The sequence below is a fragment of the Kitasatospora sp. NPDC001159 genome, from assembly GCF_053598235.1.
In genome coordinates, this window is record NZ_JBSFJV010000130.1 from 1 (window position 1) to 16,545 (window position 16,545).

The following is a 16,545-nucleotide window of genomic DNA, read 5'->3' on the forward strand; positions in this document are numbered from 1 at the left end:
ATGGAGCTCATCCACTCCTACCGGGTCCGCGGCCACCTGATGGCCGACACCGACCCGCTGGAGTACAAGCAGCGCAAGCACCCCGACCTGGACGTGATCGCCCTCAGCCTTGAACGGCTGCTGACGAGCCAGCTTCGCCGCGCTGGCCACCGTCGCAGTCCCGGAGCTGTGGTCGACCAACCTCGGCTGTCACGCCCGTCACCAGACCGTCCTGCTGGTGGTCGCGGAGTTGCCACTCACGCACCTGATCCGCACGGGCCACATCCCAGCCGGTGGGGGGCCCATGCCCCGAGCCTGGCCTGCGCAGCTGGTGAATCGAGGGCGGGCCTCGCCGGCCTCCATGACCGCAAGGTGGCTGGCGCCGACCACTTCCCGGCGCCACGAAAACCGTCACCCACTGTACGGGCCGCACCCTTCCGGGTGCGGCCCGCCGCAGTTGCGGGACATCGGCAAAGCCCGCCTCTACCTGACATCGAGCGCCGAGGGCTGGTACCTACCCGCCGAACCGGGCCACCTGCGGCGGGTAGATGACACCGAACACCGCCTCGACCCCCTGGTCGCCGAGGCTGGTGACGGTGATGGTGGGGTCCGAAGGCCGCCGGCGACACCGCCGCGGCCACCCTCTTCCGGCACGACGCCACCGACGGGGCCGGCCACGCCCAGGCATTCCAGACCGCCCGCAAGGGCCTGGGCTGACCCGACGGTGACCGCCCCGTTTCCGGGTGAGCCCCCGCCGGAGCCCGCCCGGGCGGTGTCGGAGAGGTCGGAGGTGGTCGACTCGACCGCCCCCGACTTCTCTGTTCGGTCAGTGTGCGAGGGAGAAGTAGTTCTCCTCCTCCTGGGCGAAGTGCAGGCGCAGCACGCTGTGGAGGCCGTAGAGGCAGGCCCGCAGGTCGTCGAGCTGTTCGTCGCGCAGGTGGCCGTGGTTGGTGTCGGCGAGTTGCAGGTGGGTGGCGACCCGGTGGGCGAGGCGGTGGATCTCGGTGTGGGCGCGGCTCATGGTGGCGGTAGCCTCCGGCCCGCCGAGGACGGGGGCGAGGGCAGGATAGAGCTGGTGCTCCTCGGCCAGTTCGTGCGGCAGGAGCTGTTCGGTGAGGAGCCGGTTGACGTGGCGGACGGCGTGCAGGGCCTGCGGGCCGGTGGTGTCGGCGAGCCGGTCGGCGGCTTCACGGACGGCTTCGATGACCTCGCGCAGGTCGTCGTGTTCGGCGGCGAAGTGCCGGATGAGCTGTTCGGTGGCCGGTTCGATGGTGGGCAGGGCGGTGCGGTCGAGGCGTAGGGCGCGCAGGGCGTTGAGGATGACGGCGACATCGATGGCTTCCTGGAGCAGGGCGCCGGCGGCGGGCGGGAGCAGGCCGTACGCGGCGGCGACCATGGCGGCGAGGGAGAGCAGCATGCCGCCGAGGGCGCTCTGGACGGCAATACGCCGTGCGCGAACGGCGATGGTTGCGGCGTCGGCGAGGCGGTCGACGCGGTCGGTGGTGAGCACGATGTCGGCGGCCTCGGAGGAGGCGCTGGAGCCGCGGGCGCCCATGGCGACGCCGACGTCCGCGGCGGCGAGGGCGGGAGCGTCGTTGACGCCGTCGCCGACCATGACGGTGACGGCGCGCTCGCGTTCGGCGCGAACGGCGGCGACCTTGTCGGCGGGGGTCTGCTGGGCGTGGACGTCGTCGAGGCCGAGGACGGCGGCGACCTCGCGGGCCGGCTCGGTGCGGTCGCCGGTGAGCATGAGCAGGCGGGTGATGCCGGCTTCGCGCAGGCGGCGCAGGGTGCGGGGTGCGTCGTGGCGGAGCGGGTCGCGCAGCAGGATCGCCCCGGTGGGCGTGTCGTCGGTGGACAGCCAGGCGGTGGCGGCGCCATCCAGGGTGGCGCGGTTGTCGGCGGCGCGGGCCCAGGCGGACAGGGGCGCACCGTCGTGTTTGCCGACGCTCACCACCGTGCCGTCGACGTGGCCGGTGGCGCCGCGGCCGGGCTCCTCGGCGATGTCGTGTGCGGGCAGGAGGGCCAGGCCGCGGGCGTGGGCTTCGTCGGTGATGGCCTGGGCGAGGACGTGCGGGGAGTACTGGTCGACGGAGGCGGCCAATGTGAGGACCTCGGTCACGCTGTGGCCGGGGGCGGCGGCGATGTCGATCACACGGGGGCGGCCGGTGGTGAGGGTGCCGGTCTTGTCCAGGACGAGGGTGCGGGCGCGGCCGAGGGTTTCCAGGGCTGCGCCGTCGCGGATGACGACGCCTTGGCGGGCGGCGCGGGACAGGCCGGAGACGATCGCGACCGGTGCCGCGAGCAGCAGCGGGCAGGGGGTGGCGACGACCAGCACGGCCACCGCCCGCACCTCCGATCCGCTGAGCAGCCAGGCCAGGCCGGCCACGGCCAGGGAGAGCGGCAGGAACCAGGCGGCGTACCGGTCGGCGAGCCGGATCACCGGGGCGCTCTCGGCACCGGCCTGCTGGGCGAGGCGGACGATCTCCGCGTAGGTGCTGTCGGCTTCGGTGGCTGTCGCGCGCAGGTCGAAGGCGCTGCCCGCGTTGACGCCGCCGCTGCGGACCGTCTCTCCGGCTGCCCGCTCGATGTGTGCCGACTCCCCGGTCAGGACGGACTCGTCCAGGACGGTGGTGCCGCTCGCGATCCGGCCGTCGACGGGGACGACCTCGCCGGGCCCGACCACCAGGAGGTCACCGACCCGTACCTCCGAGAGGGGGACGGTGCGGACCTGGTCGCCGGTGCGGCGGCGGGCCGAGCGCGGGGCGTGTTCGAGCAGGTGGCGTAGGTCGTGGGAGGCGCGGCGTTCGGCGGCGGCGTCCAGCCAGCGGCCGGTGGCGAGCATGAGTGCGATCAGGGCTCCGGCCAGGTACTCGCCGGTGGCGAGGGTGCCGGCCAGGGCGAGGACGGCGATCAGGTCGACTCCGGCCCGGCCGCGGCGCAGAGCGCTGATGACCCAGGCGACGGAGGGGATGATCGCCACTGCGGTTCCGGCGGCCCAGCACGTATCGGCGAGCGTCCCGGCGTCGGCGAGCCAGGCGATCCCGCCGGCGGCCAGCGCCGCGCCGGTGACGGCGAGCAGGGCCGGTTCCAGCCAGGCATGCGGGCCGTGGGCCGTGTGCTGCGCCGCCTGCTTGTCGTTGTGCAGCTCGGTCATGCCGGACCTCCGATCCTCCAGTCCACCGAACCCCACGGGCTCGTTCAGGTGCCAGGGGCCTTCGGGCCGATCGGCTGGGCCGGGCGGGCCCTGCTCGTGTACCGGACAGCTGTGGATGGAGCCGGGGCTGTTCGGCCCAAGCGATCGTTCCCCGGGTGTGGGCACGATGGCGGTGACCGCCGAACGGCTGGCCAGACCAGGGAGCGGGACGAAATGACTACGGCGACGGACACCGGGGCCTTCCGGGTGCTGGTGGTGGAGGACGATCCGGTGATCGCGGACTCCCTCGTACGGGGCCTGCGGCAGGCCGGCTACGCCGCCGACAGCGTCGACACCGGCCGTGCCGCGCTGGCGGCGCCCGTACCCGATGTGCTGCTGCTCGACCTCGGCCTGCCAGACCTGGACGGCGTCGAGGTGTGCCGGAGGATCCGGCAGCGGTCGGACACGGCGATCATCGTGGTCACCGCGCGCGGCGAGGAGGCCGACCGGGTCCTGGCCCTGGACGAAGGCGCCGACGACTACCTGGTCAAGCCCTTCGGCCTGGCCGAGCTGATGGCCCGGCTTCGCGCGGTGCTGCGCCGCACCCGCCCGTCGGAGCTGGAGCCGGTGCGCCACGGCCCGCTCACGGTCGACCGCCGCACCCGCCGGGTGACGGTCTGCGGCCGGGACGTTCCCCTGACGCCGAAGGAGTTCGACATCCTGGCCTGCCTCGCGACCGACCCGGGCCGGGTGGTGACCCGTCAGGAGATCCTGGAGAGCGCCTGGGACGCGCACTGGTACGGGCCGACGAAGGTGGTGGACGTCCACGTCGCCGCGCTGCGGCGCAAGCTCGGCGTGCCCGGTCTGATCGAAACGGCCTACGGGCGGGGCTTCCGACTCGGTGAGGTCGCGGAGACGCCGTGACCCGCCGGATCGTGCTGGCCCTGCTCGCACTGACGGTCGTTCTGGTGGCCGCAGCGGCGGTACCCCTGGGGTTGTCGATCACGCAGCGCGAACACCTGGCGTTCCGGGACGAGGCCCAGGCCGCCACCCGGGTCATCGCTGCCTCCGCCGAGGAATACCTGTCCGACCGGGCACCGGCGGACGCCATGAACGCCGATCTCTCCGACGTGGCGGAGGCGGGGGACTGCGCGACGGTGTACGACGTGAACGGCCGGCTGGTGGCCGCGACACCGTGCCAGGCGGCCCAGGCCCCCGAGGCCCGCGAGCTGGCGGCCGAGACGCTCAGGGGACGGGAGCCGGAACCGCCCGAGACGGAGGGTCGGCTGCTGGCCGCGGAGCCCGTCGGAACGTTCCGGCAGCCGGACGGTGCGGTGGTCCTGGCCCGTTCCGCAGCCCCGCTGGACACCCGGATCGCGGTCACCTGGGCCTGGACCGGTCTGGTCGCCGTGGCCGGGATCACGGCCTCCGCCCTTGTCTCGGTCCGGTTCGCCCGCTGGGTGAACCGCCCGCTGACCACCCTGGACGTCGCCGCCCACAAGCTCGGCGAGGGTCGGCTCGGCGAACGTGCCGCAGTGGACAGCGGCCCGCCCGAGGTCCGCCGACTGGCCGCTACGTTCAACACCATGGCCGCCCGCACCGAGGCGCTGATCCACGGCCACCAGGCCGTCGTCGCCGACGTCTCCCACCAACTGCGCACCCCGCTGGCGGCCCTGCGGCTGCGGCTCGACCTCCTGGCCACCGCCACACCGGAGAGCGCACCCGAGTTGCTGGCTTCCGCCCAGGAGGAGGTGGCCCGGCTCTCGCGCCTGGTGGACGGGCTGCTCGCGGTGGCACGGGCCGAGCAGACCGTACCGAAACCGGTGCCGGTGCGCGTCGGCGAGGTCGCGGCCGACCGGGTGGCGGCCTGGGAGCCGGTCGCGCAGGAGCGCGGGATCCACCTTGTCAGCCGCTGCCAGGACGGCCATCCGGTCGCCCTGGGGAAAGGCGACCTGGAGCAGGTGCTGGACAACCTGCTGGCCAACGCCCTGGATGCCGTCCCGGACGGCAGGACGGTGACGATCGACAGCGCCCCCGTGCCCGGCGTTGTCCGGGTACGGGTGGTGGACGACGGCCCCGGCATGACCCCCGAGGCACGCGCGGTCGCCTTCCACCGCTTCGGCAACCCCAAGGCCCGGGGCAGCGGGCTCGGTCTGGCGATCGTTCACCGGCTCATCACCGTCAACGGCGGCACCATCGCCCTGGAGGACACGCCCGGTGGCGGCCTGACCGTCGTCCTCGACCTGCCCTTGTGGCACGACCGCCGAACACCTTGATCTTTACCGGTTCTGCACAGCTTGTGAGCAGGTCCGAGAAGCGCCCCGACGCATCGTGGTCAGTGGAAACACCCGAGCCGGACCACGAGGAGCGTCCGCCATGGCCGATCTCCACAACCAGCCTGAGCCCGAAGGGCCCGGGCGCCGCGAGCGTGGGATGAGACGGGTCTCCACCGCCACCCGCTGGACCGTCGCGGCTGCCGCCGCCGGGTCCGCCGCTCTCGGCCTCACCTACGTCAGCCTCGCGCCCGGCGTCACCGGCGCGCCCGCGCCCGCGCCCGCGCCGGCACCCGCACCAGCACCGAGCACGCTGCCCGCCGAGGTGACCTGCATCCGGCAACCCGCCGCTCCCGCCCCGGCCAACACACCGCCGCGCGGCGACGAGGAGCAGGGCCGCGAGAACTATGAGGAACTCGACGCTCCGGCACTGAGCGCCGCCACGCCGCAGCCCACGGTCACCTGCACGACCCTCTCCCCACCGGCGCAAGCCCCGGCACCCACTCACCAGATGCCGCAGACCCGGACCGGTGCGTCATGAACGGCCACCGCGTCCTCGGCGCGGCCACCAGCTTCCCCGCCCTCGGCACCACCGCCACCCTGCTGACCACCGATCAGCGAACGCTGACCGAAGCCGAGCGGATCCTGATGGACGAACTCGCCGCCATCGACCACGTGTGCAGTCGCTTCCGTCCCGGCTCCGAACTCAGCCGGATCAATGCCGCCGCCGGCACCGCCACGACCGTCAGCGAGTTGTTCGCCGAAGCGCTGGAGGCGGCGCTGCGTGCCGCCGAACTGACCGGCGGGGCCGTCGACCCGACCGTGGGGCGCGCCGTGATCGCCCTCGGCTACGACCGAACCTTCACCTCCCTGCGCCCTCAGGACGCCACGCCGCTGCCCACGGCCCGGCCCGCCACCGGCTGGCAGGCCGTCGACTGGGACCCGGGCACCCGGCGCCTGCTGGTGCCGTACGGCACCGTCCTGGACCTGGGCGCGACCGCCAAGGCCCTGGCCGCCGACCGCGCCGCCCGCCGGATCGCCGGCGCCACCGGCAGCGGCGTGCTGGTCAACCTCGGCGGCGACCTCGCCATCGCAGGCCAAGCCCCTTACGGGGGCTGGGTCATCGGCCTGGCCGACGACCACGCCGCCACCTGCTCCGGCCCGGTCGTCGCCGTCACCTCCGGTGCCCTGGCGACCTCGGGCGTGAGCGTGCGCATGTGGCGCCGTGGCGGCCAGGTGGTCCACCACATCGTCGACCCCGCCACCGGCCGGTCCACCGAAGCGTACTGGCGCACTGTCACGGTCGCCGCCGGTACCTGCGTGGACGCCAACACCGCCACCACCGCGGCGATCGTGCTCGGCGACGCCGCCACCGCCTGGCTGGAACGGACCGGACTGCCCGCCCGCCTGGTCCGCCTGGACGGCACCGTTACCCGCCTCGGCGGCTGGCCCCACGACCGGGCAGGAGGCCCGAGATGACCACCGCGACCGCCCTCGCCGCCAGCCCGCTCTGGTACGCCAGCCGCGCCGGCGGCACCGTCAGCCTCCTCCTGCTCACCGCGACCGTCGCCCTCGGCATCGCGATCGGCGGCAAGGCCCGACCGCGCCGGATCGGCCGCTTCGAAATCGGCCTGCTCCACCGCAACCTGGCCGTCCTCACCCTCGCCTTCCTCGCCCTGCACGTCGCCACCGCGATCATCGATCCCTACGTCCACCTCTCCTGGGCCACCGCCGTCGTTCCGTTCGGCGCCTCCTACCGGCCGCTGTGGCTGGGCCTGGGCACCGTCGCCTTCGACCTCCTGCTCGCGGTGGCGATCACCAGCGCACTGCGCCTGCGCATTGGCCAAGGGCGGTGGAAGGCGGTGCACTGGCTGGCGTACGCGGCCTGGCCGGTCGGCCTGTTCCACGCGGCCGGCACCGGCAGCGACACCCGTCTGCCGCTGCAACTGTGGCTCTACGCAGCCTGCCTGGCCGCGGTGGCTGCCGCCGCAGGCTGGCGGCTCTACCGGGCCGGGCCCGGCCACATCGCGGCGCGTCTGAGTGCTGGTCTCCTGGTCGTGGCCGTGCCGCTGCTGGCCACCGCGTTCCTGGCCACCGGGCCGCTGCTACCCGGCTGGTCCCACCGCGCTGCCGCCCTCTCCGTCACCGCCCCGGGAGGCATCCGATGAACCCCGCACCGGCCCGCGCGCTCACCGAGCCGAGCACCACCACGCGGCTGCTGGACAGCTGGTCCGCCACTGGCAGGCCACTTGGTCTCACGGAGCACCTTCGACACCACGGCCCCGTACCCCGGACGGGGCGAGCGCTGATCGAAGTCGTCGAGGCGGCCGGGCTGACCGGGCGAGGCGGAGCCGGGTTCCCCACCGGGCGCAAGCTCCGCGCTGTCGCCGAGGGACGCCGCCGGGCCGTGGTCGTCGCCAACGGCATGGAGAGCGAACCGCTCAGCCGCAAGGACCGGACCCTCCTCGCCGCCGCCCCGCACCTGGTCCTGGACGGCGCGGTCCTGGCGGCCGAGGCCGTCGGCGCCGACCGCATCCACCTGTGCGTGCCCCGCAGCCGCACCGCCCAGCTGCCGGCCCTGGCCGCCGCGGTCGAGGAACGCCGAGATGTCGGCGTCGACCCCGTGGTCGTCCGGCTGGAGGCACTGCCGCACGGCTACGTCACCAGCGAGTCGACCGCCCTGGTTCACTGGCTCAACGGCGGCCCCGCCCGCCCCACCAGTTCCCCGCCCCGCACCCACGAGAAGGGAGTCCGGGGACGGCCCACCCTCGTCCAGAACCTCGAAACCCTCGCCCACCTCGCCCTGATCGCCCGCCACGGCGCCGACTGGTTCCGGCAGGCCGGCACCACCGCCTCACCCGGCACCACCCTGGTCACCGTGGCCGGAGCCGTCCACCGCCCCGGCGTCCTCGAAACCGAACCCGGCACCCTCGTCGGAACGCTCCTCCAGCAGGCCGACGGCCCCGACCAGCCGCTCCAGGCAATCCTGGTCGGCGGCTTCGCCGGAACCTGGTTGAGCCTCCCCCACGCCCTCGGCCTGCCGTTCAGCCGCGAGGGCCTCACCCCACACGCCACGCCCGGAGCCGGCGTCATCGCGGCCCTTCCACACGACGCGTGCCCCCTCGCCGAGACCGCCCGCATCCTCGCCTACCTGGCCGCGAACGGAGCCCAGCAGTGCGGCCCCTGCCTCTTCGGCCTGCCCGCCGTCGCCGGCGACTTCACCGCCCTCGCCGACGGCCACGCCACCCCCGACCTCCTCGACCGCCTCCGCCACCGGATCGGCCTACTGCCCGGACGCGGCGCCTGCCGCCACCCCGACGGCGCCGCCCGCCTCGCCGCCAGCGCCCTCGCCACCTTCACCGGCGACGTCGACCACCACCTGACCCACGGGCGCTGCCACCGCCCGGCCACCCTGCCCGTCCCACCCGCGACCCACACCCAGGAGTGGACATGACAGCCGACGGCCGCGAGGTCCTGCGCATCGACCGGATCGCCTGCACCGGCCACGGCCAGTGCGCCGAACTGCTCCCCGAACTCATCACCCTCGACGAATGGGGGTACCCCGTCCAGCGCGGCGCCGTCGTACCGCGCGGCCTGCGTGCGTACGCCTGCCGCGCGGTCCGGGCCTGCCCGCGCCTCGCCTTGCGCACCGACCGCCGGTGACCGACGGCCCGGGGCGCCTCCGCGCCCGCACCCGGCACGCTACGAAACGGGAGCGGGGCGGATGGCGAGGCCGGGGCGGCGGCGGTGGACGGTGAGGTAGAGGAGGCCCTCCGCGTCCGCGGAGAGGGCTCGCCGGGCGCCGTGCGGCAGCCAGGCCGTGCATCCCGGGGTGAGGGTCTGCCGGCCGCTGTCCGTGTCCAGGTGGCCGCTTCCGCCGAGGACCTGGACGAGGACGTCGAGGTCCGGCTCCACGTGCTCGGCGACCTCGGCGTTCGGCGGCAGGCGGATGATGTTGGCGTCCAGCTGGCGCCCCTCCTCGGCGAGTCGCCACAGCGCCCCGCTCCGGTCGGCCGGGGCTTCGCTGAGCAGGGACTCCAGGCGGGTGCGTACACCGGGGCCGGGATCGGGCGTCAACAGGGCCTCCAGCGGGCGAGCGGGTACGGCGGGATCGGCCTGTGGATTCTACGGAACGGCGTGCGCGTCCGGGTCAGTCGTCGGCGAGGAGGCGGGTGACGGCGGCCTCGACGTCGAGGTGGTCGGACTCCGATCCCGCGGGCACCAGGTCGAAGGAGTCGGAGAGGAACGCGGTGACGACGTCCCCCGGGGCGCTGAGCACGGCCGCGGTGCCGGTGGGCCCCCGCAGGGTGATGAGGACCTCGCCGTGCGGGCCCGGACGGACCTTCACGTCACCGCTGCCGACGGGTTCGTGGCGGCCTTCGTTCAGCAGTTCGCGGCTGAAGTACCAGCACACCTGGGCGCCGTCGCCGGTGCACCGGCACGGAGTCAGCGGGAACGCCAGGCAGGCCGCGTACGGGAGGCTGGTGTCGAAGCGGAGTTCCGCGTCGACCGGGACGTCGGGCAGCGCGCTGTCGGGGAACGTGACGGGCACCGGGCGGACCGTGGACATCTGCATCGAATCGGCCTCCTGCGATCGTTACGGGCCGACCCGGGGCGGACCGGCGCACCTGAGGGGCGCCTACCCGGTGCGCTGACGGGCATCGCGGGGGGCCGGAATCTCCACAACCCCTTCGCACGCGGCGAGCGGGCCGACCCTGCCGGGGGCAAGTCCTCGCCCTCGATATCACCCGTGGGGATGAAACGGACGGCTGTTCGGGGGCTTTGGCCTGGCCGTGGGGGCCCTGCCCGCCGCGATCCTCAACTACGTGCTCGGGTCAGTGCACCCCTTCCCGAACGGAGCCCCCACGTGACCAATTCCCGGCCCCACCCGTACATCTGCACCATCCACCCGTTCATGCACGGCACCCTCACGGTCGGCTGACCCGCCGTGGCCATCCCGGAATCCGCCGGCCGACGCGGCCGAAGGCTCACCCACCTCGTCCTGCGCCTGCTGGCCGCCGCCGGACTCGCCGTGGACGCGGTCGTCCACGCCCGGCTCGCCGACCAGTACGACGCCGTCGGCGACTCCATCACCCAGGGCACCCTGTTCCGCGCCGAGGCCGCCGCCGCGAGCCTCGCGGTGGTCCTCGTGCTCCTCTGGCGGCGCCGGTCCGGCGACCTCTTCGCCTGGGCGGTCGCCGCCTCCGGTCTCGGCGCGCTGCTGCTCTACCGCTACGTGGACGTCGGCGCCCTCGGGCCGCTGCCGAACATGCACGAGCCGGTCTGGTTCGGCGACAAGACGCTCGCCGCCTGGGCCGAGGGGGTCGCCACCGCGGCCCTCACCGTGCTGCTGCTCGGCAGCCGTCGGCGCCGGATCTGATCCGGCCACCGCCCCGTCGCCCCGCCGCCCGGGTGAACGGGCGGCGCGGCGGGCCGGACGGGCCGGAGGCCCGGTGGGCCGGGGGTCATGATCGCCGGGTTCCCGGAGGCCCACACCGTCGGAGGCGGACATGCGGATCCTGCTCCTCGCCAGCGCGTTCAACAGCCTCAGCCAGCGGCTGTACGCCGAACTGCGCGACCGGCGGCACACCGTGGACGTCCAACTAGCCGGTGATGAAGATGAGTTGAGGGCGGCGGTGGGCCTCCTCCGGCCGGACCTGGTGCTCGCCCCGATGCTCCGCACGGCGATCCCGCGGGACGTCTGGTCGGAGCTGACCTGCCTGATCGTCCATCCCGGCCCGCCGGGCGACCGCGGCCCGTCCTCCCTCGACCGGGCGATCCAGGACGGCCTCGCCGAGTGGGGTGTCACGGTGCTCCAGGCCGAGGCGGAGATGGACGCGGGGCCGATCTGGGCCTGGGCGCACTGCCGGCTCCCCGAGTGCGGCAAGAGCGACCTGTACCGCAACGAGGTCGCCGACGCGGCCGTGGCGGCCGCGCTGCTCGCCGTGGAGCGGGTCACCGCGGGCAGCCACGCGCCGCAGCCGCAGCACGGCCCCGGCTGGCGGGAGACGGTGCGCACCCGGCCGTTCCTGCGGCAGGAGGAACGCCGGATCGACTGGGTGGGCGACTCCACCGAGGCGGTACTGCGCAGGCTCCGCGCGGCGGACTCCCAGCCCGGGGTGCTCGACGCGCTGTGCGGCGGCGAGTGGTACCTGCACGGCGGGCACCGCGAGCCGGTGCTGCGCGGCCGTCCGGGCGAGCTGCTGGCCACCCGTGCCGGCGCCGTGTGCCGGGCCACCTCGGACGGCGCAGTGTGGATCCCCGAACTCCGCCGCGGCCGCACACCTGGCGGGCCCGCGACCTTCAAGCTCCCGGCGGTGGCGGCGCTCGGCGACCTGCTGCCGCCGGTCCCGGAGGTGACGGCGCCGATGATGCCGGGCTGGCAGGACGGCCCCGCGTGGTCGGACATCCGCTACCGCGAGGACGGCCCGGTGGGCTTCCTGCGCTTCTCGTTCCCGGGCGGGGCGATGTCCACCGACCACTGCCGGCGGCTGCTGGAGGCGTACCGCGCCGCCCTTGCCCGCCCGACCTCGGTGTTGGTGCTCGGCGGCGGCCGGGACTTCTTCTCCAACGGCATCCACCTCAACGTCATCGAGGCCGCGCCGGACCGGGCCGCCGAGTCCTGGGCCAACATCACGGCGATGGACGACCTGGTCGGCGAGGTGCTCACCACCACCGACCGGCTGGTGGTCGCCGCCGTCGCGGGGAACGCGGCGGCCGGCGGGGTGATGCTGGCCCTGGCCGCGGACGAGGTGTGGTGCCGCGGCGGCTCCGTCCTCAACCCGCACTACCGGCTGATGGGGCTGTACGGCTCGGAGTACTGGACGTACACCCTCCCGCGCCGGGTGGGTACGGCGGAGGCCGAACGGCTGACCCGTCAGGCGCTGCCGGTGTCCGCGGCGGCCGCCGAGCGGATCGGCCTGGTCGACCGGGTGCTCGACTGCGGGCCGCAGGAGTTCGGGCCGAGCGCGGCCCGCCTGGCCGGGCTGCTCGCCGCCTCGCCCACCGCGCAGCGCCGGATCGTGGCGAAGAAGGTCGCCCGCGAGGCAGACGAGCGGGCCAAGCCGCTGGCGGAGTACCGGGAGGAGGAGCTCGCGGTGATGCACCGGCAGTTCTTCACCCCCGAATCGCCGTACCACGTGCTGCGGTCCGCTTTCGTGCGCAAGCGCCCAGCCCCCGCAGGGCCCGCCGCGCGGATGTGACCCGAACGGCCGCCCCCGCTTGCGTCCTGTGGGCGACCCCTTCGGCTTTCCGGACCGGCGTTCGATCCGAACCGTTGCTATGACTTGTCTTTGAGCCATTTCGTCCGGCTCCCATCCCCGAGGAGGCATCCTCATGGGTGCTGCAACAACCGACACCGACGTGGTGCACGTTCTCTGGATCAACGCCGGCCTCAGCTGCGACGGCGACTCCGTCTCACTGACCGCCGCGATGCAGCCGAGCATCGAGGAGATCGTCACCGGTGCGCTGCCCGGCCTGCCGAAGGTCGCGGTGCACTGGCCGCTGATCGACTTCGAGTGCGGCCCGGTCCAGGGCGCGGACAACTTCGTCGAGTGGTTCTTCAAGGCCGACCGCGGCGAGATCGAACCGTTCGTCCTGGTCGTCGAAGGGTCCATCCCCAACGAGAAGATCAAGAAGGAGGGCTACTGGTGCGGCTTCGGCGACGATCCCGTCACCGGCCAGCCCATCACCACCAGTGAGTGGCTGGACCGGCTCGCCCCCAAGGCGACCGCGGTGGTGGCGATCGGCACCTGCGCCACGTACGGCGGCATCCACGCGATGGCCGGCAACCCGACCGGCGCGATGGGCGTGCCGGACTACCTCGGCTGGGACTGGAAGTCCAAGGCCGGGTTGCCGATCGTCTGCGTGCCGGGCTGCCCGATCCAGCCCGACAACTTCGCCGAGACGCTCACCTACCTGCTGTACCAGTTGGCCGGCTCCGCGCCGATGATCCCGCTCGACGACAAGTTGCGGCCCGCCTGGCTGTTCGGTGCCACCGTGCACGAGGGCTGCGACCGCGGCGGCTACTACGAGCAGGGCCAGTTCGCCACCGACTACGGCACGCCCGAGTGCCTGGTGCGGCTCGGCTGCTGGGGCCCGGTCGTCAAGTGCAACGTCGCCAAGCGCGGCTGGACCAACGGCGTCGGCGGCTGCCCGAACGTGGGCGGCATCTGCATCGCCTGCACCATGCCGGGCTTCCCGGACAAGTTCATGCCCTTCATGGACCCGCCGCCCGGCTCGCGGGTCTCCACCAGCGCCAGCACCGCGTACGGATCGCTGATCCGGCGGCTGCGCGCGATCACCCAGAAGACCGTCGACAAGGAACCGAAGTGGCGCCGTACCGGCCGCCACCTGACCACGGGTTACCGCCCGCCCTGGTGACAGGGGAGGGCCGCACGCCGACCGGTGTGCGGCCCCCGTCGACCTCCGCCCCGCTCGTAGACCCCGTAGACAAGGACACGCAGACACGATGGCAACACCGACGACCAGGGCGGCCGGCGACGGCAGCGGCCTGACGGAGATGTCCTGGGACCCGATCACCCGGATCGTGGGCAGCCTGGGCATCCACACGAAGATCGACTTCAAGCAGAAGAAGGTCGCGGAGTGCTACAGCACCTCGTCCGTCTTCCGCGGCTACAGCGTTTTCATGCGCGGCAAGGACCCGCGCGACGCGCACTTCATCACCAGTCGGATCTGCGGGATCTGCGGCGACAATCACGCCACCTGTTCGGTTTACACGCAGAACATGGCGTACGGCGTGAAGCCCCCGCACCTGGGCGAGTGGATCATCAACCTCGGCGAGGCCGCCGAGTACATGTTCGACCACAACATCTTCCAGGAGAACCTGGTCGGGGTCGACTACTGCGAGAAGATGGTCCGCGAGACCAACCCGGGCGTCCTGGAGCTGGCCGAGCGCACCGAGGCCCCGCACGCCGGCGACCACGGCTACAAGACGATCGCCGACATCATGCGCTCGCTCAACCCGATCGAGGGCGAGTTCTACCGCGAGGCGCTCCAGGTCAGCCGCTACACCCGGGAGATGTTCTGCCTGATGGAGGGTCGCCACGTGCACCCCTCCACGCTCTACCCGGGCGGCGTCGGCACGGTCGCGACGGTGCAGCTGTTCACCGACTACCTGACCCGGCTGATGCGCTACGTCGAGTTCATGAAGAAGGTCGTGCCGCTGCACGACGACCTCTTCGACTTCTTCTACCAGGCCCTGCCCGGCTACGAGGAGGTCGGCCGGCGGCGGGTGCTGCTCGGCTGCTGGGGCAGCCTCAACGACCCGGACCACTGCGACTTCACGTACCGCAACATGACGGACTGGGGTCGCAGGATGTTCGTCACCCCCGGTGTCATCGTCGACGGCAAGCTCGTCACCAACGACCTGACGCAGATCAACCTCGGCATCCGGATCCTGCTCGGCAGCTCCTACTACGAGGACTGGCAGGGCAAGGAGCTCTTCGTCGCCCACGACCCGCTGGGCAACCCGGTCGACCCCCGGCACCCGTGGAACCAGCACACCATCCCGCAGCCGCAGAAGCGCAACTTCGACGACAAGTACAGCTGGGTGATGTCCCCGCGCTGGTTCGACGGCAAGGACCACCTCGCCCTCGACACCGGCGGCGGTCCGATCGCGCGGCTGTGGTCCACCGCCCTGTCCGGGCTGGTCGACATCGGCTACGTCAAGGCCACCGGCCACAGCGTCCGGATCAACCTGCCCCGCTCGATGACCAAGCCCGAGGTCACCTTCGAGTGGAAGATCCCGCAGTGGAGCAACGCCATCGAGCGCAACCGGGCCCGCACCTACTTCCAGGCCTACGCGGCCGCCGCCGCCCTGCACTTCGTCGAGAAGGCGCTCGACGAGGTCCGTGCCGGGCGCAGCCAGACCTGGGAGCGCTTCGAGGTGCCGGACGAGTCGATCGGCTGCGGCTTCACCGAGGCCGTGCGCGGCGTGCTCTCGCACCACATGGTGATCCGCGACGGCAAGATCGCCAACTACCACCCGTACCCGCCCACCCCGTGGAACGCCAGCGTCCGCGACAGCTACGGCACGCCCGGCCCGTACGAGGACGCGGTGCAGAACACGCCGATCTTCGAGGAGAACTCCCCGGAGAACTTCAAGGGCATCGACATCATGCGCGCGGTGCGCAGCTTCGACCCCTGCCTGCCCTGCGGCGTGCACATGTACGTCGGCGGGCGCACCCTGCAGACCATGCACGTGCCCACCGGCCTGAGCGGGCTCACCGCATGACGGCCGAACAGACCGGGCTGCGGATCCAGGAGGCCCTGGACGCCCTGGCCGGCAGCGGCGCGGAACGCGCGGGCGAGCAACTCGTCCGCGACCTCATGGAGTTCTACGGCGAGGGCCTGGCCAGGCTCGTCCCGGCCGTACCCCCGCCCGCCCTGGAGCGGATGCTCGACGACCCCGCGGTGGCCGGGCTGCTGCTCCTGCACGACCTGCACCCCGACGACGTGACCGCCCGGATCGACCGGGCGCTCGCCAACCTGCCCGAGCGGATCGAGGTGCTCGGCTTCGAACCGGACACCGGTACCCTGCGGCTGCGCCGGACCGCCTCCGGCTGCGGCTGCGGGGAGCAGGACGTCGAGGCGGCACTCGCCTGCCACGCGCCCGAGGTGACGGCCCTGGAGCTGGAACGCGCCCCCCAGCTGCTCCAGATCGGCACCCGCCCGCCGCAGCCCGCGGAGGCCCGATGAACACCCGCAGGGTCTCCCGCGACGGGATCGCCCTGCTGCGCCGGCTGCGCGAGCCCGCGCCGCCGCGGCCCGAGCAGTGCGGGTTCTGCGGCCGGGACCTGCCCGTCGGCCACCGCCACCTGGTGGACGTCGACGAACGCGCGCTGGCCTGCACCTGCACCGCCTGCGGCCTGCTGTTCCAGCAGCCGGGCGCGGCCGGCGGCCGCTTCCGCACCGTGCCGGACCGCTACCTCCTCGACCCGGACGGCGAGTTGGACGAGCGGGCCTGGTCCGTGCTCGGGATCCCGGTCGGCACCGCGTTCCTGTTCCGCAACGCCGTCCTGGACCGTCTGCTCGCCTTCTACCCCGGGCCGGCCGGCGCCACCGAGAGCGAGGTGGACGAGCAGGCCTGGGAACGCGCCCTCGGCACCAGCCGGCTGGCCGCCGCCCTGGAACCGG

16 protein-coding genes are annotated in these 16,545 nt (G+C 73.4%); 13 read left to right on the forward strand and 3 right to left on the reverse strand.

Annotated elements, in window-relative coordinates; translation table 11 throughout:
- Positions 1 to 805 precede the first annotated feature (805 nt).
- Positions 806 to 3,136, reverse strand: coding sequence for a heavy metal translocating P-type ATPase (locus tag ACWC9T_RS36835; protein ID WP_449825402.1), 2,331 nt, complete (start codon positions 3,134 to 3,136; stop codon positions 806 to 808).
- A gap of 213 nt (positions 3,137 to 3,349) precedes the next feature.
- Here ACWC9T_RS36835 and ACWC9T_RS36840 point away from each other — a divergent pair, with 213 nt between their 5' ends.
- From ACWC9T_RS36840 to ACWC9T_RS36870, 7 genes are all read left to right on the forward strand, one after another.
- The gene (locus tag ACWC9T_RS36840; RefSeq protein ID WP_449825403.1) at positions 3,350 to 4,039 is read left to right on the forward strand and encodes a response regulator transcription factor; all 690 of its coding nucleotides are present in this window, start codon (positions 3,350 to 3,352) and stop codon (positions 4,037 to 4,039) included.
- Positions 4,036 to 5,391, forward strand: coding sequence for a sensor histidine kinase (locus ACWC9T_RS36845; RefSeq protein ID WP_449825404.1), 1,356 nt, complete (start codon positions 4,036 to 4,038; stop codon positions 5,389 to 5,391). Before ACWC9T_RS36840 ends, ACWC9T_RS36845 begins: the two co-directional genes overlap by 4 nt.
- 100 nt (positions 5,392 to 5,491) lie before the next feature.
- Entirely contained in the window at positions 5,492 to 5,929 is a 438-nt protein-coding gene (locus ACWC9T_RS36850; protein WP_449825405.1) for a hypothetical protein, read from the forward strand.
- Positions 5,926 to 6,867, forward strand: coding sequence for an FAD:protein FMN transferase (locus ACWC9T_RS36855; RefSeq protein ID WP_449825406.1), 942 nt, complete (start codon positions 5,926 to 5,928; stop codon positions 6,865 to 6,867). Before ACWC9T_RS36850 ends, ACWC9T_RS36855 begins: the two co-directional genes overlap by 4 nt.
- Positions 6,864 to 7,556 (forward strand): ferric reductase-like transmembrane domain-containing protein, encoded by a 693-nt coding sequence (locus ACWC9T_RS36860; protein WP_449825407.1) that lies wholly within the window; start codon positions 6,864 to 6,866, stop codon positions 7,554 to 7,556. The genes ACWC9T_RS36855 and ACWC9T_RS36860 overlap by 4 nt, the downstream gene beginning before the upstream one ends.
- Positions 7,553 to 8,842: an NADH-ubiquinone oxidoreductase-F iron-sulfur binding region domain-containing protein gene (locus ACWC9T_RS36865; protein WP_449825408.1), complete on the forward strand. Its 1,290-nt coding sequence runs from the start codon at positions 7,553 to 7,555 to the stop codon at positions 8,840 to 8,842. Before ACWC9T_RS36860 ends, ACWC9T_RS36865 begins: the two co-directional genes overlap by 4 nt.
- Positions 8,839 to 9,051 (forward strand): ferredoxin, encoded by a 213-nt coding sequence (locus ACWC9T_RS36870; RefSeq protein ID WP_449825409.1) that lies wholly within the window; start codon positions 8,839 to 8,841, stop codon positions 9,049 to 9,051. The genes ACWC9T_RS36865 and ACWC9T_RS36870 overlap by 4 nt, the downstream gene beginning before the upstream one ends.
- 39 nt (positions 9,052 to 9,090) lie before the next feature.
- Here ACWC9T_RS36870 and ACWC9T_RS36875 read toward each other — a convergent pair whose 3' ends face one another.
- Entirely contained in the window at positions 9,091 to 9,465 is a 375-nt protein-coding gene (locus ACWC9T_RS36875; protein ID WP_449825410.1) for a cupin domain-containing protein, read from the reverse strand.
- Positions 9,466 to 9,538: 73 nt separating this feature from the next.
- On the reverse strand, positions 9,539 to 9,964 hold the full coding sequence (locus ACWC9T_RS36880; protein ID WP_449825411.1) for an SsgA family sporulation/cell division regulator: 426 nt from the start codon (positions 9,962 to 9,964) through the stop codon (positions 9,539 to 9,541).
- Between the two features lie 372 nt (positions 9,965 to 10,336).
- On the opposite strand from ACWC9T_RS36880, the gene ACWC9T_RS36885 reads away from it, so the two are divergent.
- The 6 genes from ACWC9T_RS36885 to ACWC9T_RS36910 all read left to right on the forward strand — a co-directional run.
- Positions 10,337 to 10,768, forward strand: a complete 432-nt coding sequence (locus ACWC9T_RS36885; protein WP_449825412.1) for a hypothetical protein — start codon at positions 10,337 to 10,339, stop codon at positions 10,766 to 10,768.
- Positions 10,769 to 10,898: 130 nt separating this feature from the next.
- The gene (locus ACWC9T_RS36890; protein ID WP_449825413.1) at positions 10,899 to 12,590 is read left to right on the forward strand and encodes an enoyl-CoA hydratase-related protein; all 1,692 of its coding nucleotides are present in this window, start codon (positions 10,899 to 10,901) and stop codon (positions 12,588 to 12,590) included.
- 133 nt (positions 12,591 to 12,723) lie between these two features.
- Positions 12,724 to 13,770 carry an NADH-quinone oxidoreductase subunit B family protein gene (locus tag ACWC9T_RS36895; protein WP_449825414.1) on the forward strand — a complete coding sequence of 349 codons (1,047 nt, stop codon included), beginning with the start codon at positions 12,724 to 12,726 and terminating at the stop codon, positions 13,768 to 13,770.
- Between the two features lie 88 nt (positions 13,771 to 13,858).
- On the forward strand, positions 13,859 to 15,643 hold the full coding sequence (locus ACWC9T_RS36900; protein WP_449825415.1) for a nickel-dependent hydrogenase large subunit: 1,785 nt from the start codon (positions 13,859 to 13,861) through the stop codon (positions 15,641 to 15,643).
- Positions 15,640 to 16,107, forward strand: coding sequence for a thioredoxin (locus ACWC9T_RS36905; RefSeq protein ID WP_449825416.1), 468 nt, complete (start codon positions 15,640 to 15,642; stop codon positions 16,105 to 16,107). Before ACWC9T_RS36900 ends, ACWC9T_RS36905 begins: the two co-directional genes overlap by 4 nt.
- On the forward strand, positions 16,104 to 16,545 hold a 442-nt coding region (locus tag ACWC9T_RS36910; protein ID WP_449825417.1), incomplete at its 3' end, for a DUF5947 family protein. The genes ACWC9T_RS36905 and ACWC9T_RS36910, both read left to right, overlap by 4 nt.